Genomic DNA, 21,571 nt, shown 5'->3' with positions numbered 1-21,571 from the left:
GCGAACAAATTTGGGCTGCTGACCGGACAGATCGTTGCGGTGGACACCCCACGGATGCGCTGGCTGATCGTGGTGTGCGCAGTGGTCATCGTGGCATTGGCGGGCATGTGGCGGCCGTTGGCCTTCGCCGGCATTGATCCCGACGTTGCCGCCGCACGAGGGGTGCCCACCCGCATGCTGTCAGTGCTGTTCCTGCTCACTCTGGGCCTGGCCGTGGCCACCGCGGTGCAGATCGTCGGCGCGCTGCTGGTGTTGGCCCTGCTCGTCACCCCGGCCGCGGCGGCCATGCAGGTGACCGCCACCCCCGTTGTGGTCACCGCCCTCAGCGTCACCTTCGCCGTGGTGGCCACCATCGGCGGCATCCTGCTGGCCACCGGGAGCACGCTGCCGATCAGCCCCTACGTCACCACGATCTCGTTCAGCATCTTCCTGGCCTGCCGGGGGCTGGGCGCGCACCGGACGCGCCGCGGCTGGGTCAGTCGGTGACCGCCGCAGCACTGCGCCATCCGGGTGAATTCCCCGTGCGCACGGTCACCCGAATGGGCCCCACAAGTGTCGGTTACCGGGTCGAAACGGACACCGTCGTTGCGTCGGAGCGAACGATCGGCGGGGGCGGACATGAACGGCAGGCGCAAGCGCAACGCGGTGCGGGCGACGGCGGTGGCCGTGCTCAGTGCGAGCGCAGTGCTCAATGGCGGGGCCGGTTGGGCCGCGACCACCGTGCACACCGTCGGTGCGGTGCCGCAGGCCGCGGTCGCCCTGCCCGCGCAGGTCGAGGACTACTCCCCGTACGTGCCGCAGATCTCCTGCGACCCCACCCCCAAGCCGGGCGTCGTCGCCTTCGAGCAGCTGATGCTGACCACGTTCAAGCACGGCTGGAGCGGCGGGATCATTCGCAACTGCAGCGCGCCGGGCGTCGCCGGGGGGCGGTCGGAGCACAAAGAAGGTCGAGCCTGGGACTGGATGCTCAACCCCAACTCCTACGCCGACCAGGCCGCGGGTCAGCAGGCGGTGAGTTGGCTGCTCGCGAACCACGCGGTCAACGCGCGCCGACTGGGCGTCATGTACCTGATCTGGAACCGCCGTATCTGGTCCGCGCACATGGACTCCGATGGCTGGCGGGCCTATGACTACGGCGACCCGCATGTCTCACACATTCACCTCTCGTTCTCCTGGGCGGGCGCGGAGAAGCGCACCTCCTGGTGGACCGGGGTGGTCGCGCCCACCGAGTACGGGCCGTGCCAGCAGTTCACCGACGAGCCCGCCCGCCCCTACGGCAACGAGGTCAACACCACCCCGTGCATGCCGCCGGAGCGGCCCAGCAAGGCGCACGGCAAGGCCATCTTCAACTCCTCGCCGTCGGAGATCCCCGACCCGGATGCGCCGGACCCGGCCGCACCGTCGGGTGTGATGACGATTCAGACCCCGCCGGCGCCCGCGCCGCCGCCGGCCGCCATGTCCCGGCCGGGTAAGGAGCGTTGCCAGACCACGTGCACCTGCTGCTGACGATCCGTCAGAGAAAGCGGTGACTCAGTACCCGAAGTCCTGCACCCAGTAGGCGCCCTGGGCGGCATAGCCGACGCCGATGTACTTGAAGTTGCAGTCGAGGATGTTGCGGCGGTGGCCGGGTGAAGCCAGCCAGGCCTGCACGACGGACGCCGCGGTGGGGTATCCGTAAGCGATGTTCTCCCCGCCCGGATTCTTGAAGCCGGCCTTCTCGATCCGCTTGCTCCAGCTCGTGCCGTCGCGCGAGGTGTGGGTGAAGTAGTCGTATTTCGACATGTCCTTGGCATGGCTCTGGGCGGACTTGTTGAGTTTGCTGTTGAGCTTCAGCGGCTTGCAGCCGTGGGCGAGTCGGGCCGTGGTGACCAGGGCGTTGATCGCGGTCTGGAACACCGGGGTGGACGCCTCGGCGCGACTGACCGGACCTCCGAGGAACACGGCGCCACCGACCACGGCCAACACGGTCATTCGAGCAATGGGGCGATAGGACACAGGCACCTTCCGCAGCGACTGCCGAAAACGATCTCGGCTTCATGGCCGGTATCGGCAGTCGCTGCGGGGTGCTTGATCCCCTAGGCGGGCACGACCTCCACGACGCTGACCGGGGACAGCGTCGGCACCACTCGCTCGATCCGTAGACCCACCGGGGCCACCAATTCCGCGTACTCCTCGGCGGTGCGCTCCCGGCCACCGGCGAGGGACAACATGAGCAGGTCCAACATCTTCCCCGGGTGGGGTTCGGCGCCGGGCGGTAGGACCATCTCCACAATGAGAATGCGGCCACCCGGGTTCATCGCGTCGCGGCAATTGCGCAGGATCGTGTGGCAGGACTCGACGTCCCAGTCGTGCAGGACGTGCGAGAGCACGTAGGCGTCACTGCCCGCCGGGACGGAGGCGAAGAAATCCCCACCGACCCGCGTAACGCGACTCTCCAGGCCCGCCGCTCCGATCGTCTCCTTGGCCACCTCGACCACCGTCGGGGCGTCGAACAGCACACCGGCCAGGGCCGGGTTGGCCTCCAGCAGCGTGACCAGCATGGTGCCCAGGCCACCGCCGACATCGACCAGCGTGCGGATGCCGGAGAAGTCGTAGGCAGCGGCGACGGCCGCCGGCTCGCCGCCGTGCACGGCGATCATCGTGCGGTTGAAGAGGGCTTCCTCGTCCGGGTGCTGCCGCAGGTAGTCGAAGGCGGACATGTCGAAGGCGATCTGCACGCCGGTCCGGCCGGTTTCCAGCACGGCGGGCATCTCTGACACGGCGGTCCAGAAGCCGGGGGCGCCGAACGTCAGCACGAGGTCGCGCGCCGCCGTCGGGTGACCCTCGACCAGCGTCTCGCCGACGGGGGTGAGGCCGTAGCGCCCGTCGCTGCCCTGGGTGAAAATCCCCGCGGAGGCCAAGGCGCGCAGCACCTGAAGCGTCGCGATCGGGTGCACGCCGACCTTGGCTGCCACCTCGTCCGGCGTCGCGGGGCCCGCGGCCAGCACGTCCGGGATGCCGCGCTGGGTCACCGCGTACAGCGCACGGGACAGCACCGTGGCGAACGTGAGCTCGAGAATCGGGGCGTGGGGCGCAGCGTTCGGGGTCACGGATGCTCCTGGGATTTCGGTGTCCGGCACATGCGGTGCTCAACACTGCGCCGGCCTGCAGGAGCGGTCAAGACAGGATGTTCACCGCGCGTGCCACCACCAGGCCGACAACACCCAGGGCCACCACCGACTGAATTCCCATCAGCGTCTTGGCCCACAGCGTCAGCGGCAGAGTGTCGGTGGGGCTGAACGCGGTGGCGTTGGTCAGCGAGGTGTAGAGGTAGTCGCCGAAGGTGGGTTCCCAGTTCGGGTCGGCGACCTCGGGCGAGGCCATCTGGGCGAACAGAAAGTCCGGGTGCGGGTCGGTGGCGTTGGCCCGGGCGACCGGGCCGCCACGGTCGAGTTCCCAGTACAGCAAGGAAAACGCGATCACGTTCGTCAGGTAGATCGACGCTCCGCTGCCGAACAGCGTGTTCGGGTCCTTGGTGCCGTGCCCGGTGAGGATGTCGTGCACCAGGCGGATGCCGGAGAACGCATTCGCGGCCACGACCAGGCCACACAGGAACAAACCGGTGGCCCGCTGCAACGGTGTGCTCCGCGTCATCCGCATCGGGTTGAACACGGTGAGCACGATCAGCAGTACCACCTCCAGCGCGGGCAACAGCCACACCGGGTGCAGTGCCAAACGGTCCGGCAGCACCGCCTGCAGGAGGATCGCCGCCAGCACCGCCAGCACCACGTGCAAACGCGTCTCGCCCCGGGTGCGTCGCAGCCAGGCCGGCAGGTGCGGTAGGTGCGCGTGCCCGGCATGGGCATTGCTCGCCGCCGTCTCCACGGCCATCCGGGCGAGCGCCTCACGACCGCCGGACAGGAAGCCCTGCATCCAGGCGGCGTAGGTCCGCTCGTCGATTTCGTGCTGCGCGCAGACCTCGCTGTGCTCACGGTCGCCGCGCAGCCCGGCCAGTACCGCCGCGACCTTCTGTTCCGTCGTCTGCGCATGAGCGTGGCGCTTCATCTGACTCTCCGTCATGTCGTTTGGTGCGGTGCCGGTTAGCTCTCGGCGCTATCCCCTCCGGGGCGCGCCGGCGGCCGGTCGTTTTCCGGGGTGAGCAGAATTGTCGCGTGACCACCAAGCAGCGCATCCCGCTCCCCGACGGTTCCACGCTCGGCGCCGACGTCGCGGTACCCGCGGAGCCGGGCGGGCAGCGACCCGGCATCGTGGTGCTCACCGATGTCTTCGGGCCCTCCCCGGAGATGAACCGGGTCGCCGATCGGTTCGCCGCACGCGGCTGGGTGGCCGTCGTGCCGGACCTGTTCGACCACGGCATCCGGGTCGGCTGCCTGGCCCGGGCCATGGCCGAGATGGCCGGCGGCAAGCCGGGCCGGGTGACCGCGGACATCGAGGCCGCCCGGGCCTGGCTGGCCGGCCGGCCGGATGTGGACGACGAACGGCTCGCGGTCATCGGGTTCTGCATGGGCGGCGGGTTCGCCCTGATCTTCGCGGCCAGCGGCCCGTTCGGCCTGCGGGCGGCCTCGGTGAACTACGGCGCGGTGGGCAAGAACGCCGAGACATTGCGCAACGTGTGCCCCGTGGTCGCCGCGTACGGGTCGCGGGACGTCCCGTTCCGCCGGCACGCGGCGCGGCTGGAGGATCACCTGACCGCGTTGGGTATCGAGCACGACGTGGTGGTGCACGACGGCGCCGGGCACTCGTTCATGACCGACGGCAATCACCCGTGGATCGAGAAGATCGCGTTCCCGATGCATGCCGGGCACGCCCCGGCCGCCGCCGAGGCGGCCTGGGCGCGCACCTTCGCCTTCCTCGATCGGCAGGTCAGTCGACGGTGATCACCACGGCTCCGTCGGCGACCCTGGCCGGGTAGGTGGTCAGGTCGGCGGGCTTGCGGCCCAAGCTGATCAGCTTGCGCGACCATCCCGGCGTGTTGCGGCCGGCGAGGCCGGTAACCCAGTCCTTGTTGGCCCCGCTACACACCTCGAACCGCGAGTTGTGCCAGGCGCACTGCACCACGCCGTTCTCGTATTTCAGGCCGCCCGGACCCTTGGTCAACGACATGCCCAGGTGCGGGCACTTGTTCGCGGCGACGCAGACGTTGTCGCCGTTGCGGGCAACGATCACCGACTGGCCGTCGGCCTTGGTGGCGATGAGTTGTCCGTCGGGGAAGTCCGCGAGCGGACCGACCGTGATCTCACGCGACATGGATTCCTCCGAAAAGTGCGGGGCGCCGTCCGGTGCCCCGCATTCTGCTCCGGTGGCGGGCCTGAGCATGATCGGGGCGGGCAGGTACCCGTCCCATCATTGGAGCGTCCGATGACCGAAGCCCCTGCAGTGCGCGACCTGTTCGGCGCCGATGCCCCGTCGAACTGGGGTAAGTGGGGTCCGGACGACGAGGTGGGATCACTGAATTACCTCGACGCGGGGCAGGTCCTGCGCGGCGTGGCCCAGGTGAAGTCCGGCGAGGTCTACACCCTGCAGGTGCAGATGGGTCACCCCGGCGGTGACCCGGTGTGGCCGGGTCGCTCCGGCATCGAGCGCGAGAACATCATCGACGAGAGCCACTGGGACGGCCCGGACGCACCCAAGTACCCCGGCGACCTGCACTACGCCGACGACAAGGCGTCGCTGTTCCTGCAGGGCTCCACGCAGTACGACGCGCTGGGCCACGTCTGGTACGACGGCCAGATCTGGAACGGCTACGACGCGCGCAGCACGATCGGCGCCATGGCCAAGGCCTCGGTGCTGCCGATCGCACAGAAGGGGGTGGTCGGCCGCGGCGTGCTTCTCGACGTGGCCCGCCACCGTGGCAAGGAGTGGCTGGACAAGGGCGAGACCTTCGACCACAACGACCTGGAGGCGATCGCCAAGGCCCAGGGCGTGAGCATCGAGAAGCGCGACATCCTGCTGATCCGCACCGGGTTCATGAAGTACTGGTACGCCGTCCCGCACGAGGAGTTCTATGAGGGGTTCTGCGAGCCGGGCCTGACCTACTCGGCTCCGCTGGTGCGCTGGTTCCAGGAGCGGGAGATCCCCAACCTGGTTACCGACACCATCGCCAACGAGGTCACCCTCGACCCGGAATCCGGGGTGATCCTGCCGCTGCACGCGGCCCTGATGCGCAACCTCGGCGTGGCCATGACCGAGATCTGCTGGCTGGAGGAGCTGGCCGCGGCCTGTGCCGGCGACGGCCGCTACACCTTCCTTTACGCCGCGGCCCCGTTGAAGGTGGTCGGCGGCACCGGGGCCCCGGTGAACCCGATCGCGATCCGATGACCCACGTAGGCTTGCCGGCATGAGCATCGAGGTGGAACCGGGCGAGCTGGCCGAGATGCTGGGCCGGTTCCCGTTCGTCTATCTGCTGACCGTGGGTGAACAGCCGCGACCCCACATCTCGGCGCTGACGGCCCGAGCCCGCGATTCGGTCGTCGAGGTGACCGGTGCCGGGCGACGCAGCCGCGACGCGATCGAGCTCAACGAGCTGGTCACCCTGCTCGCGCCGCCGTACGAGCCGGGCGGCTACTCGCTGATCGTGGACGGCACCGGGCGGGTAGCCGGCGAGGCCATCGTGGTCGCCCCCACCCGCGCGGTGCTGCACCGACCGGCGGAGGTACCCGCGCCGAGCACCGACGGCGGCTGCGCGCAGGATTGCGTGGAAATTGGGGTTACTCCCGAGTAGAAAACGGTGCAAGATGGCCCCGTGATCGAACTCGAGATGCGCAACGAGATCGCACTGGTGCACCCGGCGCACGGCAAGGTCAACGCGTTGGACGTCGAGTTGCTCGACGCGCTGACCGCCACGATCGAGAAGGTTGCCGACTCCGGAGCCCGTGCCGTGGTGCTCTACGGCACCGGATCCACGTTCTGCGCCGGGGTCGACCTGCGCCGGGTGCTCGCCGAGGGCGAGGACTACGCCCAGGCCTTGATCACCGCGCTGGCCCGCACGTTCCGGGCATGGTTCACCGCACCGTTGCCGGTGGTCGCCGCGATCAACGGGCACGCGATCGCGGGCGGCTGCGTGTTGGTCGCCGCCGCGGACCGGCGCCTCGCCGCGGAAACTCCCACCGCGCGCATCGGGGCCAGCGAGATCCGCGTGGGCGTGCCGTTCCCGGCCTCGGCGATGGAGTTGGTCATCAGCGCGGCGGGCGCCGAACGTGCCGAGGAGATCATCCTCGGCGCCGCGCTGTACTCCCCGGCCGAGGCCCAACAGGTCGGCCTGGTGCACCGACTGTGTCCGCCGGAATGGCTGCTGGAGGAGGCCATCGTCGAGGCCCGGTCGCTCGGCCACGGAAGTCCGATCGCCTATGCGCGGGCCAAGCAGTACCTGCGGGCGGCGGCGGTTGCGCGCATCGACGCGGCCGCGCAGCACGACGTCGAGGTCGCCCGCATCTGGGCCGCGGCCGACACCAGGGACCGCATCGCGGCGGCGATGGCCAACCGCTGACGCTGCGTCAGAGAATGTCGGCACCGAGCGCACGGTGTCCGCTGCCCGTCGGTTTACTTCCGCGCTGATGTGCTGTGCGCCGGAGCAGACGTTCATCCATGCGCCGCCAGGGGCGCCCGGGACATTCACATTTGGGCGCAAAGGTACACACAGCATCGGTCCGTACGTTTCTCCGTGCCGGCCCGAATTGAGCGGACATCCCGAGGATCGAGCCCATCGATTTCCGGGCGATGTGGGAGGAGATTTCAATGCGCAAGATGGCAATCGTCACCAGCAGCGCGCTCGCCGTGCTGATGGGGGGAACCATGATGGCCCCGTCCGCGGGTGCCGCATCGATCACCAGCACACAGGCTGCGGTGGCTGCCCACGCACCGGCGCATCACGTGGTGAAGACCCGTCGGGTGTGCCACCGCGAGGTGACCTACCGGCACCACCGTCGCCACGTGCGGGTGGAATGCCACATGGTGCGTTACAACCACCACTGATCCAACTTGTGAAACGAGCGGCGGCCCGGTCGACCTCCATCGACCGGGCCGTCGCCCTTTGTATGCCCGCCTGCCGTTTGGGGGCCTGCCCGCCTAACCGCTACGGAGCGAGCCGTTCCGCACCCACCGCCGAGGGTCGCGGAACTTCTCCACCTGGCCGGTATCTCGGGTCGCCGGAGCGTGGCTGACCCACCGTCAGGTGGTAGTCGTGGGGATAGAAATGTCGGCCCAGCCGCCGCGGCGGTCGCTCCGTCTCGACCTCCGAGCGGACCTCGAACTCGCGGATTCCCTTGGCCGCGAACAGCTTCAATCCACTGCTGATCATTCGAATCTGCTCCTGGTGCGCCAGGAAGAGATTGGGGAAGCCCGACACCGCGGCCGCCGGGTACGCTCGGCCACCTTCGTGCGCCCACACCTGCTGCAGACTGCGGCCGTCCCGCCCGCACACCGAACCGGACACATCCTCGGTGGTCACCAGCAGGAAGTTCGCGGTCATGCTGCCGCGATTGGTACGCAGCCGCCACCACGAGTGCACCGCGTCCCACTCCGCAGCGCGCAGTTCGGTGCCGAACCGGATGTGTGCCCACACCCCGGATTCAAGCGCGCGGCGGCGCACATTCGCTCGGACGCCGATGGCTTGCTCCAGCAGCACGAAGTCACCCCGCCCGGCCTTGGCCAACCGGATGCCAGTGCCCAATCCGGCCAAGCCGGTACCGAGGATCGCCACCGTGCAGTGCTCCGGCAGGTCCGGGTCGATCTCCTCCACGTCGGAGTCAATCGAGGTACGGAACAGCCAGGACATCGGTGCTCCCGTCGGGGGGTACGGGCAGGTCGAGACTGACGATCCGCCCCGCGGCACACTCGATCAAGAACCGAGCCGGAGTGTTGAAACTCCTCGATCCGCGCTGTGCCGACCCTTGGTTCGGCTTGGTCCCGCCTTGACCGGTCCGCACCCGCGAATTTCTGCCGCCGGCTTTTGGGCAGGATGGACCTCATGACTGGACCGAACCTGCTCGCCGGACCGCCGCCGACGCACCTGCCCGACGAACCGGAGCCCCGCGGTCAGCTGGCCGACGGGGTGGACCCGGCCAAAGTCGCCGCGGCCTTCCCCACCCACTCCGCCGCCTGGGCCGCACTGGCCGAGGACGCCTGGGCGCGGGGGGCGGTGATCGAGTCCTACGCCTACGCCCGGGTCGGCTACCACCGCGGCCTGGACAACCTGCGCCGCAACGGCTGGAAGGGCTACGGCCCGGTGCCCTGGGACCACGGGCCCAACCAGGGCTTCCTGCGCGCCCTGCACGCCCTGGGTCGCGCCGCCGCCGCGATCGATGAGGACGACGAGGCCCGCCGCTGCTATTCGTTCCTGGCGGAGTCCAGCCAGGCGGCAGCGGACGCGCTGGGCGGCGGCTGACCTGCACCTCGGCGGGTCACATGCGGTCCGAGCCCGCCAGGAACTTCTCCGCGTTGACCAGGGCAAGCTCTGCGCTTGCGGCCCACCGCCCGAGCGCGGCGGCCAGGCGCGGATCGCCCAACCGCTGGGCGAGTCCGCAGCTGAAACTCAACCGGGCCTGCTCCGCCCACCGCGTCAGCTCGGGCTCCTCGGCGTGCAGTGCGGCGACGCGCAGAAAGCCGCGCACGGTCGCCACCCAGTCCAATGGCAGCGTCACCTGAGGGACCGGCGGGCACAGCCGGTTGCGCTCGACATCGTCGTCATAGCCGGCCTCGACGAAACCCACCAGCGCCGCGTACTGCGTGGTGTAGCCCCCGATCAACGACTGCAGGACGATCCGACCGGGCGCGAAGATCGGTACCGGCGGTGCCCAGCGGAAACCCGAGGCGGTGCAGTCCACGAACACGGTGCCGGGGTCGGCGGCCACCTCGCCGGAGTCCAGCACGATCCGGTCGGTCCCCAGACGGCGGATGCGACCCTGCCGGATGACCCGCTCGATCTGACCCAGTCCGGTGATCTCCGCCCGGCTGAGGATGGCGCCCCGGAAGGCGTCGGGTTCCACCGTCGGGTCCAGCCGGAACAGCTGTTCGCAGCTCTCCACCCGCGCCAACAGGTCCGGCACCGATTCCGCCGCGGCGAGGGACTCGACCCACAGCGCCATCGCGGTCATCGTTTCCGGCAGCAGGTCCAGCGGCTGCACCCCGGCGCGGTCGAACATCCACACGTCGCGCGGACGTACCCAGCAGATCCGGTCGGGATCGACGCCGTGGTCGAGCAACCAGGTGCATGCGTCCATGGCGGTCTTACCGGCGCCCAGCACGGTGAACCCACCCGGTGCCCGGCCCAGGTCGACCAGTCCGCCGACCGGGATGAGGCGCGTGCCCGGATCGACGGTGAACGCGGGGGTGTGGGTGGCCGGCACCTGCACATCCAGGTAGGTCGTGTCCACGATGCGCCGGCGCACCCGAACGGTGGTCGACGCGCCGGTCACCCGACAGACCGCGGCATGCTCACCCGACCAGTCCCCAACGTAGTCGTGCATACCGAGGAAGCGGACTCGACCGGACGGCAGGAAGTGCTCGTCGAGGACCCGACCGAAGTAGTCGACGATCTCCGCGCCGGTGGCTCGCTCATAGAAGCCGGCGTTGGACCCGGCCACGTCGATCGCGTTGCTGCCCAACGCCCGGGAGTTCACCCCGTAGTTGGCCGAGGCCTGGTGCAACCGCACGAACGGATACGCGTCGTGCCAGTGCCCGCCGGGACGGTCGCGGCGGTCCACCAGCACCACCTCGGCGTCGGAATGCGCGAGGAGGTCGTCGGCGAACGCCATCCCCGACGCGCCCGCGCCCACCACCAGGTAATCGGTCTCGATCATGCCCATGGCCTGCTCCGCGGTAGCCGGGTCATCGAGGATTCGCAGCGCGAGGCTACTCTGAGCGATCGTCCAGTCCCCCACCGAAGGGTCGCCCCGCCATGCCTGCGATCGTGCTCGTCGGCGCCCAATGGGGCGACGAGGGCAAGGGGAAGGCCACCGACCTACTCGGCGGGTCCGGCAAGGATCCCGTCGACTACGTGGTCCGCTACCAGGGCGGCAACAACGCCGGCCACACGGTGGTCATCGGTGACCAGCACTACGCGCTGCACCTGCTGCCGTCGGGCATCCTCACGCCGGGCTGCACCCCGGTGATCGGCAACGGCGTGGTCATCGACCCCACTGCGCTGCTGTCCGAGATTGCCGGGCTGCAGGAGCGCGGGGTGGACACCTCCAAGTTGCTGATCTCCAACAACGCGCACCTGATCACGCCGTACCACACCACGTTGGACAAGACCCGCGAGCGCTTTTTGGGCCGCAACAAGATCGGCACCACCGGCCGCGGCATCGGCCCGACCTACGCGGACAAGGTCAACCGGATCGGCGTGCGGGTGCAGGACCTGTTCGACGAGAAGATCCTGCGGCAAAAGCTCGAGGGCGCGCTGGAGGACAAGAACCATTTGCTGGTGAAGATCTACAACCGGCGCGCGATCACCGTGGACGAGATCGCCGAGGGCCTGCTGCCGCTGGCCGAGACCCTGCGCCCGTTCGTCACCGACACCTCACTGGTGCTCAACCGGGCGTTGGACGAGGGCAAGCTGGTGTGTCTGGAGGGCTCGCAGGGCACCCTGTTGGACGTCGACCACGGCACCTATCCGTTCGTCACTTCCTCCAACCCCACCGCCGGCGGCGCCTGCGCGGGCTCCGGTATCGGCCCGACCCGGATCGATCGAGTGTGCGGGATCCTCAAGGCCTACACCACTCGGGTCGGCTCCGGCCCGTTCCCCACCGAGCTGTTCGACGCCCACGGCGAGTTCCTCCGCCGGGTCGGCCACGAGCGCGGCGTCACCACCGGCCGGGACCGCCGCTGCGGCTGGTTCGACGCCGTGATCGCGCGGTTCGCCACCCGGGTCAATGGCCTGACCGACTTCTTCCTGACCAAGCTCGACGTGCTCACCGGCCTGGAACAGATCCCCGTCTGCATGGCCTACGACGTGGACGGCGTGCGGATGACCGAGCTGCCCGCCAGCCAGAGCGACTTCCACCACGCCACCCCGGTCTACGAGACCTTTCCCGGCTGGACCGAGGACATCACCGGCGCCCGCGCCCTGTCCGACCTGCCGAAGAACGCCCAGCGCTATATCGAGGCCCTGGAAGAGATGTCCGGCGCCCCCATCTCTGCCATCGGCGTCGGCCCCGGCCGCGACCAGACCATCGAGATCCGCTCCCTGGTGCGCTGACCCATCCGCAAGCCCCCGCACCGGACCCAACCCCATCCACCGTCCTCTCACGGCGTGTGGGGGTTTCAACGCCTCGTGAAGGGCCCACACGCCATGGCGGGACGTCGTCGTTAGGCTCGGTGAACGTGAAGGTCCTGGTGATCGGCGGCGGTGGCCGCGAGCATGCGCTGTGCCGGGCCCTGGCCCGCGACGACGAGGTCAGCGAGCTGCATTGCGCGCCCGGCAACGCGGGCATCGCGGCAGTGGCCACCACGCATCCGGTGAACGCGCTCGACCCGGACGCGGTGGCGGAGCTGGCGGCGCACCTGGGCGTTGACCTGGTGGTGGTCGGGCCGGAGGGGCCGCTGGTGGCCGGCGCCGCGGACGCGATCCGCGACCGCGGTATCGCCTGTTTCGGTCCGTCCGCGGCGGCCGCCACGCTGGAGGGCTCCAAGGCCTTCGCCAAGGAGGTCATGGCCGCGGCGGCGGTGCCCACCGCGATGGCCAGGATCTGTGATGACCCGGACCAGGTCGCCGCGGCGCTGGACTGGTTCGGTCCGCCCTACGTGGTCAAGGACGACGGGCTGGCCGCGGGCAAAGGCGTCCTGGTCACGCACGACCGGGAGGCCGCCCTCGCGCACGCCAAGGCCTGCCGGCGCGTGGTCATCGAGGAGTACCTGGACGGGCCCGAGGTCTCCGTGTTCGCCCTGACGGACGGTCAGACCGTGCGGGCGTTGGCGCCGGCGCAGGACTTCAAGCGGCTGGCGGACAACGACGAGGGGCCCAACACCGGCGGCATGGGCGCCTACTGTCCGCTGGATTGGGTGCCGAGCGACCTGCTGGAGGTCGTCACCGCCCGGGTGCTGCAGCCCACCGTGAACGAGATGCGCCGGCGCGGCACGCCGTTCGTCGGCCTGCTCTATGCCGGGCTGGCGCTGACCTCCCGGGGTCTGCGGGTGGTCGAGTTCAACGCTCGCTTCGGCGATCCGGAGACCCAAGTAGTGCTGGCCCGGCTGATCACCCCCCTGGGTGCGCTGCTGCACGCCGCGGCCACCGGCACGCTGGACGGCTGCGAACCGCTGCGCTGGACCGAGGACGTCGCGGTCACCGTGGTGCTGGCCGCGGCCAACTATCCGGGCACCCCACGCACCGGCGATGAGATCACCGGCCTGGACGCGGCCAACGCGGTGGACGGCGTGCACGTGATCCACGCGGGTACCAAGGCCGACCCGGACAACACCGTGCGCAGCGCCGGCGGCCGGGTGTTGTGCGTGACCGCGCTCGGCCCCGACCTGCTCGCCGCCCGCGAGCGGGCCTATACCGGGCTGGCCGCGATCGGGCTGAACGGTGCGCAACACCGCACCGACATCGGGCTGGCCGCCGCGGACGGCCGCATCGCCATTCCCACCGCCGGGATCGGAGACCCTTCGTGATCGAGCGCTACACCCTGCCCGAGATGGGCGTCGTCTGGAGCGAGGCACACAAGTACGAGTTGTGGTGCCGCGTGGAGCTGTTGGTGCTGGAGGCGCACGCCGCGGCGGGCGTGGTGCCCGCCGACTGTGTCGAGCCGGTGCGCAACGCCGCGGCGCCCACCCCGCAGGCCGTCGCGGAGATCGAGGCGGTCACCCAACACGATGTGATCGCGTTCCTGTCCGCCTGGGCGGACAACACAGTGCCCCGCGAGGCCGCCGCCTACGTGCACTTCGGCATGACGTCATCCGACCTGCTGGACACCGCGCTCGGACTGCAGCTGGTTGAGGCCACCGACATCCTGCTGGACAAGGCCGACCGCCTGGTGGCCACGCTGCGCGACCATGCCCTGATGCACCGTCAGACGCTCCGGGTCGGCCGCACCCACGGCATCCACGGCGAGCCTGACCTCTGGGGGCACCGGGTCGCGGACTTCGCGTTCGGCATGGCCCGCTCCCGGGACCGGTTGCGCCGCGCCCGGGAGGCCGTCGCGGTGATGGCCATCTCCGGCGCGGTGGGCACCTACTCCAACATCGACCCAGCCGTCGAGGCACACGTGGCCACAGCCCTCGGCCTCAAACCCGCCGACGTGTCCACCCAGGTGGTGCTGCGCGACGGCATCTCCGAGTGGATCTCCGCGCTGGCCATTCTGGCCACGGTGTGTGAGGCGATCGCGCTGGAGGTGCGGCACGGCCAACGCACCGAGGTGCGCGAGTTGTGGGAGCCGTTCGGCAAGGGCCAGAAGGGCTCCTCGGCCATGCCGCACAAGAAGAACCCGATCATGTCCGAGCGCATCTGTGGGCTGGCCCGCATCGTGCGCGCCCAGGTCACCCCGGTGCTGGAAGGCATCCCGTTGTGGCACGAGCGGGACATCTCGCACTCCTCGGTGGAGCGCATCGCGCTGCCCGACGCCGCGGCCGGCACCGACTACCTGCTGCATCTGACGAACCGTCTGATGACCGGCCTGGTGGTGGATGCCGCGCGGATGCGGGCCAACCTGGACTCCACCGGCGGCCTGATCTACACCTCGACGGTGCTGCTGGCGTTGGTCGAGACGGGCATGTCCCGGGAGGACGCCTACGCGCTGGTGCAGGGCGCGGCGATGGAGACCTGGCAGACCGGCACCCCGTTCCGCGTCTCGCTGCGCGCCCGCGCGGCCGCGGAGAATCGCAGCCTGGACGAGGCCCTGCTGGACGAGGTGTGCCGGCCGGAGCGGTTCGTGGCGCGGCTGGAGCCGATGTTCGAGCGGTTGGAGAAGTTGGCCTAACCCGCAGCTCAGTTGCCCGGCGTCAGCGGGTTGGTCAGCAGACCCAGCACGCCGCCGCTGCCCGTGGCGCCGTTGCCGGTCGGGCCGGGCTTGTCCCCCGAGTCGCTCTTCTTCTCCGGCTTCTCCACCTTGAGCACCCCGAGCAGGCCACCGTCGCCGACGCTGACGTCGGCCACGCCGAGGTGGATCTTCTTGGCGTCGTCCTTGGGCGTGGTCGGCTTGTCGTTGGTGGCCGGCTTGTCGGCATTGGAGTCGGTAGTGGCCGGGGCCGGGGCGTGGCTGTGCTTGTGGATGACCACCGGGTGCACCGCGGTGGTGTGCACCTTCTTGCTGGTGTCCGCCTTGGCCGGGGTGGTGACGGTGACGTCCGGGGCGTCCGGGTCGTGGGTGTGCTCGCTGAGGCCGAGCATGTCCTCGGGCTGCGCGGGCGCCAGGTCGGGCGTCTGCGTCTGCACCGCCGGCAGCGCCACCTTCGGCACCACGGTGAGTTGCTGCGCCCCGTCGCTGGATTCGGCCTGGGTGTTGGTGGTCTCGCTGTGGCCGGCCATCTGCAGGCCGCCGACCAGACCGATCGCGGCCAGCGCGGCCGCGGCGCCGGCGAACATCGCTGCCTTGCGGTGACCGGCGATGAGCCCGGCCGCCGCGTCGCCGCCCTGTGCGGGGAGGATCGCTACCGGCGCCTTGCGCGCCCGGGCCGCGGGGACCGTTTCCTGACCCAGGTACGGACCGGCCGCCGCGCCGAGGACCACCATGGCGACCAGCGCCTGCATCTCGGTCTCGATTGCCGTCACTGCCGGAACCAGCTCACGGCAGGCCTCGCAGGACGCCAGGTGCGCCCGGACCTTCTCCGCGATGGTCGGGGTGAGCCGCTTGCGCACGTGCGCGCCGAGCCGGTCGGCGGTCCACCGGCACGGGCCGGACGCCGCGTTGTCCAGCTGGCTACCGATCATCGCCCGACGCAGGCTGTCCCGGGCACCGAAGGCCAGCTCGGCCACGTCGGTGCCGGCCACGCCCAGCAACAGGCCGGTGTCCAGGAATGGCTCACTGTCCACCTCGGTGTGCCACAGGGCCACCTGCTGCGACTCGGGCAGGTCGCGAAAGGCCCGCGCCGCGGGCGCGATGAACTCCGGACGCACCTGGCAGTCGGCCACCATCAGCGTCTTGCTGGAGACCAGTTCGTCGATCGGGCGCACCTTGCCGATGGCCTTCGCGCGGTCCAGGTTGACCCGGCGCACGGCGGTCAGCAGGTGGGCGCGGAAAGCGGCCTTCGGGCCGGCACCGGAGCGCAGCTCGGCATCAACCGAGTCGATCGCCTCGGCGACCAACTCGTTCGCGGCGGTCGGCGACAGTCGACGGGCCAGCCGCAGCGCCGCGTCGGCGTGGCGGGACAGCAGCATCTCGAAGGCGGCCTTGTCACCGCGACGGGCAGCTGCGATCAGCACCGCGTCGCTGGACGGCTGCTCCGCAGATTGATTCTGCTCCGCGTCCTTGGTCACCATCGTCACTCACCGCCGGTTCAGGGGCCCCCGGGGCCCTTACCCTGGCCGAACCTGTGTGTTCGGCTCACTACTTGATGTGACAATTACAAGCTCGTTGTCACCGAGGGTAGGCACGGCTCGGCAGCACTGTCGGAGAATCGGCAAAGTGCTGCCATTCGAGTGAGGGAACGCCAGTTTCCCTTCCTACATGGGCTTTTGACCCGCCGCGCCGACAAATCCGGATCCGCCGGACATACCGGAATCCGGCAGGCATGCCCTCTAGGCGGGGGTCGCTCGCCGACGCTGCGCGAACGCCCAGGCGTCCGCCGCCATCTGCTCGATGCCGCGCTGCGGCACCCACCCGAGATCCCGCGCGGCGGCGGCGTTCGAGGCGATCAGCGCGGGCGGGTCGCCGGCCCGACGCGGGGAGTCCTGCACCGGGATCGCGTGTCCGGTGGCCGCGCGCACCGCGTCCAGCACCTCGCGCACGGTGTAGCCGGTGCCGCTGCCCAGGTTGTAGATGCCGTGCACGCCGGGACGCAGCACGTGCAACGCCCGCACATGCGCGTCGGCGAGATCCACCACATGCAGGTAGTCGCGCACCGCGGTGCCGTCCCGGGTCGGGTAATCGGTGCCGAATACCTGGGCGTACTCCACGTCGCCGGTGGCCACCTTGAGCAGGTTCGGGATCAGGTGGGTCTCCGGGTCGTGCCGTTCGCCGCGCTCGCCGTGGGCGCCGGCCACGTTGAAGTAGCGCAGGCTGATCGCGGCCAGTTGGTGGGCGGCGCACTCGGTGCCCAAGATGGTGTCCACGGTGCACTTGGTCATGCCGTACGGGTTGGTCGGCCGGGCCGGGGTGTCCTCGGTGATCGGCATGGTGGCCGGCTCGCCGTAGGTGGCGGCGGTGGAGGAGAACACGATGCGCCGTACACCGGCCGCGCGCATGGCGTCGATCAACGCCAGCGAGCCGACCACGTTGTTGTTCCAGTACAGCTCCGGGCGGCAGACCGACTCCCCGACCAGCGACTTCGCGGCGAAGTGCAGCACCGCGTCATAGCTGGGGTCCAGGAACTCCACCGCGTCGTGCACCCGGGCCTGGACGAACTCCGCCGCCTTGGGCACCGCGTCCAGGTGCCCGGTGGACAGGTCATCGACCACGGTCACCCGGTGCCCCGCGTCGAGCAACAGCGCGGTGACCACCGAGCCGATGTAGCCGGCTCCACCTGTCACCAGCAGCTTCACGTCGCCCCCTCGCCCAACCGCTTCCACGTTCCCGGATAGCCTGAGACCACCTGCCGCGACATTCTTCCAGGGGGATCCGTGGGCGCGCGCGTCGTGGTCGATGTCATGCCGAAGCCCGAACTGCTCGACCCGCAGGGTCAGGCCATCCGCAAGGCGCTCGGGCGACTGGGCTTCGAGTCGGTGACCTCGGTCCGTCAGGGCAAACGCTTCGAGCTGGAGGTGGACGGCGAGATCGACGAGGCCGCCGCCCGCCGGATGGCCGAGACGCTGCTGGCGAACACGGTGATCGAGGAGTTCCGGGTGCACGTCGAGCACACCCCGTGAGCGGAGCGAGCGGGCCAATGAGCACGGTCGTGAGGACCCGGATCGGGGTCGTCACCTTCCCCGGTTCGCTGGACGACCGGGACGCCGCCCGCGCGGTGCGGTTGGCCGGTGGCGAGCCGGTCTCACTGTGGCACCGGGACAGCGACCTGGCCGGGGTGGCCGCGGTGGTGCTGCCCGGCGGGTTCTCCTACGGCGACTACCTGCGCTGCGGGGCGATCGCCCGGTTCTCCCCCGTCATGGACGCGGTGATCGCCGCAGCGGGCGACGGCCTGCCGGTGCTCGGCATCTGCAACGGCTTCCAGGTGCTCTGCGAGTCCCACCTGTTACCGGGCGCGCTGATCCGCAACAACCACCGGCACTTCATCTGCCGGGACCAGGCGCTGCGCATCGAGTCCACCGACACCCCGTGGACCCGTGACCTGACGGTGGGTCAGACGATCGTGGTGCCGGTGAAAAACGGGGAGGGGCAGTACTGCGCGGACGCGGCCACGCTGGAGATGCTGGAGCGGGAGAACCGGGTGGTGTTCCGCTACGTGGGCGGCAACCCGAACGGTTCGGCCGCGGACATCGCCGGGGTGCGCAACGCGGCGGGGAACGTGGTGGGTCTGATGCCGCACCCGGAGCACGCCATCGAGTCGCTGACCGGACCGAGCACCGATGGCCTGGCGCTGTTCACCTCGGTGCTGCGCAGCCTGGTGGCGGCATGATCCCCGCCACCTCCCCCCTTGCGTCCGACGAATCGTGGGTGCCCGGACACTGTTCTTCGGACGTAACGAGGGGGTCAGCGGCATGACGGACACCGTCGAGCTGGCCGCCAAGGATCCCGGCCTGGAGCAGCCGTTCGCGGAGCTGGGCCTGAAGCCGGACGAGTACGAGCGGATCAAGGAGATCCTGGGCCGCCGCCCGACCAGCTGCGAGCTGGCCATGTACTCGGTGATGTGGAGCGAGCACTGCTCTTACAAGTCCTCCAAGGTGCACCTGCGCCAGTTCGGGTTGAAGCGCCCGGAGACCGATGTGCTGCTGGTCGGCATGGGCGAGAACGCCGGGGTGGTGGACGTCGGGCAGGGTTACGCGGTCACCTTCAAGGTGGAGTCGCACAATCACCCGTCGTTCGTGGAGCCGTATCAGGGCGCGGCGACGGGGGTGGGCGGCATCGTCCGGGACATCCTGACCATGGGCGCCCGGCCGATCGCGGTGATGGACCCGCTGCGCTTCGGGCCGCTGGACGCGCCGGACACCGCGCGGGTGCTGCCGGGGATCGTGGCCGGCATCGGTGGCTACGGCAACTGCCTGGGCCTGCCCAACATCGGCGGCGAGGTGGTCTTCGACGCCAGCTATCTGGGCAACCCGCTGGTGAACGCGCTGTGCGTGGGCGTCATGAAGCACTCCGACATCAAGCTGGCCAAGGCCTCGGGGCCGGGCAACCAGGTGATCCTGTTCGGCGCCCGCACCGGCGGCGACGGCATCGGTGGGGTGTCAGTACTCGCCTCGGAGACCTTCGACGCCGACAAGCCGTCCAAGCGGCCCAGCGTGCAGGTCGGTGATCCGTTCGCAGAGAAGGTGCTCATCGAGTGCTGCCTGGACATCTTCGCCGCCGATTTGGTGGTGGGCATCCAGGACCTCGGCGGGGCCGGCTTGTCCTGCGCCACCACCGAATTGGCCTCGGCCGGCGCCGGCGGCATGCACGTGGTGCTGGACCGGGTGCCGCTGCGGGACCCCACGTTGGCGCCCGAAGAAATTCTGATGAGCGAGTCGCAGGAACGCATGTGCGCGATCGTGGAGCCCGCGAACGTGGCCGCGTTCCTGGAGATCTGTGAGCGGTGGGACGTCGAGGCCCTGGTGATCGGTGAGGTCAACGACTCCGGCCGGCTGACCGTGGAGTGGCGCGGGGAGACCGTGGTCGACGTGCCGCCGCGCACGGTCGCGCACGAGGGTCCCATCTACGAGCGGCCGTTCGCCAAGCCCGCCGAGCAGGAGCCGTTGAACGCCGACTCGGCGGCGACGTTGCCGCGGCCGAGCAGCGGCGCCGGGATTCGCGCGACCCTGTTGCGCCTGCTCGGCTCGCCCAACCTGTGCGACAAGCGCTGGGTCACCGAGCAGTACGACCGCTACGTGCTGGGCAACACGGTGCTGGCCATGCCCGAGGACGCCGGCGTGCTGCGCATCGACGACGAGTCCAACCTGGGCATCGCGCTGTCCACCGACTGCAACGGCCGGTTCGTGCGGCTGGACCCGTACATCGGGGCGCAACTCGCGTTGGCCGAGGCGTACCGCAATGTGGCGGCCACCGGCGCCCGGCCGATCGCGGTCACCGACTGCCTGAACTTCGGCTCGCCGGAGGACCCGGGTGTGATGTGGCAGTTCGCGCAAGCCGTGACCGGCCTGGCCGACGGCTGCGAGGCCTTGGGTGTGCCGGTGACCGGCGGCAACGTCAGCTTCTACAACCAGACCGGCGACGTGGCGATCCTGCCCACCCCGGTGGTCGGGGTGCTCGGCGTGCTCGACGACGTTACCCGCCGGGTGCCGATGGCCTTCCGCACCGAGGGCGACGTGGTCCTGCTGCTCGGCGAGACCCGCGAGGAACTCGACGGCTCGGAGTGGGCGCACGTGGTGCACCGGCACCTGGGTGGCCGGCCGCCGCGGGTGGACCTGGCCGCGGAGCGGCGGTTGGCGACGGTGTTGGTGCAGGGGGCGGCGCAGGAGTTGTTCGCCTCCGCGCACGACCTGTCCGAAGGTGGATTGGCGCAGGCGTTGGCGGAGTGCTGCATGCGTAGCGGTCACGGGGCTCGGGTGAAGCTGCCCGGTGACCCGTTCGTGGCGCTGTTCTCCGAGTCCGCGGGGCGGGTGCTGGTCTCCGTGCCCACCGACCGGTTGGCGGTGGTGGAAAAGTTGGCCGCGGCGCACGGGGTGCCGCTGCGCGAGCTGGGCACGGTGGGCGGTCCGGCCCTGGAACTTGTCGGGGTGTGCGGGATCCCGCTGGACGAACTGCGCGCCGCGCACACCGCGACGCTGCCCGCCGCGTTCGCCTGACGTCCCGTCATGCCGCCCCGCCGCCGGGTCCACTCCGAGGTCGGCCGCGCCGCCCTGGAGGCCTGGTCGGCGGACCCCGCCGCTGCGCCGACCGAGGTGGTGGCGACCGCGGTGCGCTTCACGCTGGAGGAATTCGCCGCCCGCCATCCGGGCCACGCGGTGGAAATTCGCGTCCCGCCTTACGGGGCGGTGCAGTGCGTGCCCGGCGTGGTGCACCGGCGCGGGACGCCACCCAATGTCGTGGAGACCGATCCGGCGACGTGGCTGGCGTTGGCCACGGGTCGATTGAGTTGGATCGGAGCGCTGGCCGAGGGTCGCTGTGCGGCCAGTGGACGCGACGCCGATCTGAGCGCTTTGCTGCCACTGTGAGCGCCAACTGGTCGCTCGTGCCCGTGCAGGAGCAACCTCAATCAAATTATCCGGCGGCGCTCAGAATAAACGCGACGGTCGAACACCTCGTCTTACCATCCGCGCATATCAGGCTGACCGCGCGTCGTAAACAAATGAGCTTAGGACCAACTGACGTCGATGAACGACAAGGCGCCCGCCCCGGCAATCGGGACGGGCGCCTCAGCCTGCCAATGGCAG

The 21,571-nt window shown here is 70.0% G+C and carries 24 protein-coding genes; 16 read left to right on the top strand and 8 right to left on the bottom strand.

Annotated features, from left to right (window positions below; translation table 11 throughout):
• Together VGJ14_02945 and VGJ14_02940 are read left to right on the top strand one after the other, a co-directional pair.
• A partial coding sequence (locus tag VGJ14_02945; GenBank protein ID HEY2831356.1) for a metal ABC transporter permease occupies positions 1-486 on the top strand: 486 nt, incomplete at its 5' end.
• 132 nt (positions 487-618) lie between these two features.
• Positions 619-1,506 (top strand): hypothetical protein, encoded by an 888-nt coding sequence (locus VGJ14_02940; GenBank protein HEY2831355.1) that lies wholly within the window; start codon positions 619-621, stop codon positions 1,504-1,506.
• 24 nt (positions 1,507-1,530) lie between these two features.
• Here the strand turns inward: VGJ14_02940 and VGJ14_02935 are convergent, their stop codons facing one another.
• From VGJ14_02935 to VGJ14_02925, 3 genes are all read right to left on the bottom strand, one after another.
• Entirely contained in the window at positions 1,531-1,971 is a 441-nt protein-coding gene (locus VGJ14_02935) for a CAP domain-containing protein (protein ID HEY2831354.1), read from the bottom strand.
• 104 nt (positions 1,972-2,075) lie between these two features.
• Positions 2,076-3,089: a methyltransferase gene (locus VGJ14_02930; GenBank protein ID HEY2831353.1), complete on the bottom strand. Its 1,014-nt coding sequence runs from the start codon at positions 3,087-3,089 to the stop codon at positions 2,076-2,078.
• A gap of 67 nt (positions 3,090-3,156) precedes the next feature.
• Entirely contained in the window at positions 3,157-4,044 is an 888-nt protein-coding gene (locus VGJ14_02925; protein HEY2831352.1) for a transposase, read from the bottom strand.
• 107 nt (positions 4,045-4,151) lie between these two features.
• On the opposite strand from VGJ14_02925, the gene VGJ14_02920 reads away from it, so the two are divergent.
• A complete protein-coding gene (locus VGJ14_02920) occupies positions 4,152-4,877 on the top strand; it encodes a dienelactone hydrolase family protein (GenBank protein ID HEY2831351.1) in 726 nt (241 codons plus the stop codon).
• Here the strand turns inward: VGJ14_02920 and VGJ14_02915 are convergent.
• Complete coding sequence (locus tag VGJ14_02915) at positions 4,864-5,247, bottom strand: Rieske 2Fe-2S domain-containing protein (GenBank protein HEY2831350.1); 384 nt, start codon at positions 5,245-5,247, stop codon at positions 4,864-4,866. The genes VGJ14_02920 and VGJ14_02915 overlap by 14 nt on opposite strands.
• A gap of 111 nt (positions 5,248-5,358) precedes the next feature.
• Here VGJ14_02915 and VGJ14_02910 point away from each other — a divergent pair, with 111 nt between their 5' ends.
• From VGJ14_02910 to VGJ14_02895, 4 genes are all read left to right on the top strand, one after another.
• Entirely contained in the window at positions 5,359-6,318 is a 960-nt protein-coding gene (locus tag VGJ14_02910; protein ID HEY2831349.1) for a cyclase family protein, read from the top strand.
• Positions 6,319-6,337: 19 nt separating this feature from the next.
• Entirely contained in the window at positions 6,338-6,721 is a 384-nt protein-coding gene (locus VGJ14_02905) for a hypothetical protein (protein HEY2831348.1), read from the top strand.
• Positions 6,722-6,742: 21 nt separating this feature from the next.
• The gene (locus tag VGJ14_02900; protein HEY2831347.1) at positions 6,743-7,486 is read left to right on the top strand and encodes an enoyl-CoA hydratase/isomerase family protein; all 744 of its coding nucleotides are present in this window, start codon (positions 6,743-6,745) and stop codon (positions 7,484-7,486) included.
• A 248-nt stretch (positions 7,487-7,734) separates the two neighbouring features.
• On the top strand, positions 7,735-7,971 hold the full coding sequence (locus tag VGJ14_02895) for a hypothetical protein (protein HEY2831346.1): 237 nt from the start codon (positions 7,735-7,737) through the stop codon (positions 7,969-7,971).
• Positions 7,972-8,071: 100 nt separating this feature from the next.
• On the opposite strand, the gene VGJ14_02890 is transcribed toward VGJ14_02895, so the two are convergent.
• Entirely contained in the window at positions 8,072-8,773 is a 702-nt protein-coding gene (locus VGJ14_02890; protein HEY2831345.1) for a hypothetical protein, read from the bottom strand.
• Positions 8,774-8,965: 192 nt separating this feature from the next.
• Here VGJ14_02890 and VGJ14_02885 point away from each other — a divergent pair, with 192 nt between their 5' ends.
• Positions 8,966-9,382: a DUF3151 domain-containing protein gene (locus VGJ14_02885; GenBank protein ID HEY2831344.1), complete on the top strand. Its 417-nt coding sequence runs from the start codon at positions 8,966-8,968 to the stop codon at positions 9,380-9,382.
• Positions 9,383-9,398: 16 nt separating this feature from the next.
• Here the strand turns inward: VGJ14_02885 and VGJ14_02880 are convergent, their stop codons facing one another.
• On the bottom strand, positions 9,399-10,802 hold the full coding sequence (locus tag VGJ14_02880; protein ID HEY2831343.1) for an NAD(P)-binding protein: 1,404 nt from the start codon (positions 10,800-10,802) through the stop codon (positions 9,399-9,401).
• Positions 10,803-10,894: 92 nt separating this feature from the next.
• Between VGJ14_02880 and VGJ14_02875 the strand changes: the two genes are divergently transcribed.
• The 3 genes from VGJ14_02875 (at position 10,895) to purB (ending at position 14,909) form a co-directional block, all read left to right on the top strand.
• A complete protein-coding gene (locus VGJ14_02875; protein HEY2831342.1) occupies positions 10,895-12,193 on the top strand; it encodes an adenylosuccinate synthase in 1,299 nt (432 codons plus the stop codon).
• A gap of 125 nt (positions 12,194-12,318) precedes the next feature.
• Positions 12,319-13,605: a phosphoribosylamine--glycine ligase gene (gene purD / locus VGJ14_02870; GenBank protein HEY2831341.1), complete on the top strand. Its 1,287-nt coding sequence runs from the start codon at positions 12,319-12,321 to the stop codon at positions 13,603-13,605.
• On the top strand, positions 13,602-14,909 hold the full coding sequence (gene purB / locus VGJ14_02865) for an adenylosuccinate lyase (GenBank protein ID HEY2831340.1): 1,308 nt from the start codon (positions 13,602-13,604) through the stop codon (positions 14,907-14,909). The genes purD and purB overlap by 4 nt, the downstream gene beginning before the upstream one ends.
• Positions 14,910-14,917: 8 nt before the next feature.
• Here purB and VGJ14_02860 read toward each other — a convergent pair whose 3' ends face one another.
• The gene (locus VGJ14_02860; protein ID HEY2831339.1) at positions 14,918-16,408 is read right to left on the bottom strand and encodes a zf-HC2 domain-containing protein; all 1,491 of its coding nucleotides are present in this window, start codon (positions 16,406-16,408) and stop codon (positions 14,918-14,920) included.
• A gap of 258 nt (positions 16,409-16,666) precedes the next feature.
• Positions 16,667-17,629: a UDP-glucose 4-epimerase GalE gene (gene galE, locus VGJ14_02855; GenBank protein HEY2831338.1), complete on the bottom strand. Its 963-nt coding sequence runs from the start codon at positions 17,627-17,629 to the stop codon at positions 16,667-16,669.
• A gap of 78 nt (positions 17,630-17,707) precedes the next feature.
• Here galE and purS point away from each other — a divergent pair, with 78 nt between their 5' ends.
• The 5 genes from purS to VGJ14_02830 all read left to right on the top strand — a co-directional run.
• Positions 17,708-17,953, top strand: a complete 246-nt coding sequence (gene purS, locus VGJ14_02850) for a phosphoribosylformylglycinamidine synthase subunit PurS (GenBank protein ID HEY2831337.1) — start codon at positions 17,708-17,710, stop codon at positions 17,951-17,953.
• 17 nt (positions 17,954-17,970) lie between these two features.
• Positions 17,971-18,660 carry a phosphoribosylformylglycinamidine synthase subunit PurQ gene (gene purQ / locus VGJ14_02845; GenBank protein HEY2831336.1) on the top strand — a complete coding sequence of 230 codons (690 nt, stop codon included), beginning with the start codon at positions 17,971-17,973 and terminating at the stop codon, positions 18,658-18,660.
• Positions 18,661-18,742: 82 nt separating this feature from the next.
• Positions 18,743-20,983, top strand: a complete 2,241-nt coding sequence (gene purL, locus VGJ14_02840; protein HEY2831335.1) for a phosphoribosylformylglycinamidine synthase subunit PurL — start codon at positions 18,743-18,745, stop codon at positions 20,981-20,983.
• A 9-nt stretch (positions 20,984-20,992) separates the two neighbouring features.
• Entirely contained in the window at positions 20,993-21,352 is a 360-nt protein-coding gene (locus VGJ14_02835) for a sterol carrier family protein (GenBank protein HEY2831334.1), read from the top strand.
• The coding region (locus VGJ14_02830; GenBank protein ID HEY2831333.1) for a hypothetical protein at positions 21,349-21,571 on the top strand (223 nt) is incomplete at its 3' end. The genes VGJ14_02835 and VGJ14_02830, both read left to right, overlap by 4 nt.

The organism is Sporichthyaceae bacterium, assembly GCA_036493475.1.
GTDB lineage: Bacteria > Actinomycetota > Actinomycetes > Sporichthyales > Sporichthyaceae > DASQPJ01.
The sequence above is the reverse complement of the archived record's forward strand: the minus strand, read 5'-3'. Positions and strand labels throughout refer to the sequence as shown.

Bases quoted from the DNA above. Each gene is read 5' to 3' on its own strand.
- VGJ14_02835 (HEY2831334.1), top strand. From the start codon at position 20,993: ATGCCGCCCCGCCGCCGGGTCCACTCCGAGGTCGGCCGCGCCGCCCTG.
- VGJ14_02880 (HEY2831343.1), bottom strand. From the start codon at position 10,802: ATGGGCATGATCGAGACCGATTACCTGGTGGTGGGCGCGGGCGCGTCG.
- purL (HEY2831335.1), top strand. From the start codon at position 18,743: ATGACGGACACCGTCGAGCTGGCCGCCAAGGATCCCGGCCTGGAGCAG.
- VGJ14_02925 (HEY2831352.1), bottom strand. From the start codon at position 4,044: ATGAAGCGCCACGCTCATGCGCAGACGACGGAACAGAAGGTCGCGGCG.
- VGJ14_02895 (HEY2831346.1), top strand. From the start codon at position 7,735: ATGCGCAAGATGGCAATCGTCACCAGCAGCGCGCTCGCCGTGCTGATG.
- VGJ14_02875 (HEY2831342.1), top strand. From the start codon at position 10,895: ATGCCTGCGATCGTGCTCGTCGGCGCCCAATGGGGCGACGAGGGCAAG.
- VGJ14_02910 (HEY2831349.1), top strand. From the start codon at position 5,359: ATGACCGAAGCCCCTGCAGTGCGCGACCTGTTCGGCGCCGATGCCCCG.
- VGJ14_02935 (HEY2831354.1), bottom strand. From the start codon at position 1,971: ATGACCGTGTTGGCCGTGGTCGGTGGCGCCGTGTTCCTCGGAGGTCCG.
- purQ (HEY2831336.1), top strand. From the start codon at position 17,971: ATGAGCACGGTCGTGAGGACCCGGATCGGGGTCGTCACCTTCCCCGGT.
- VGJ14_02890 (HEY2831345.1), bottom strand. From the start codon at position 8,773: ATGTCCTGGCTGTTCCGTACCTCGATTGACTCCGACGTGGAGGAGATC.
- VGJ14_02905 (HEY2831348.1), top strand. From the start codon at position 6,338: ATGAGCATCGAGGTGGAACCGGGCGAGCTGGCCGAGATGCTGGGCCGG.
- VGJ14_02885 (HEY2831344.1), top strand. From the start codon at position 8,966: ATGACTGGACCGAACCTGCTCGCCGGACCGCCGCCGACGCACCTGCCC.
- VGJ14_02860 (HEY2831339.1), bottom strand. From the start codon at position 16,408: ATGGTGACCAAGGACGCGGAGCAGAATCAATCTGCGGAGCAGCCGTCC.
- VGJ14_02940 (HEY2831355.1), top strand. From the start codon at position 619: ATGAACGGCAGGCGCAAGCGCAACGCGGTGCGGGCGACGGCGGTGGCC.
- VGJ14_02915 (HEY2831350.1), bottom strand. From the start codon at position 5,247: ATGTCGCGTGAGATCACGGTCGGTCCGCTCGCGGACTTCCCCGACGGA.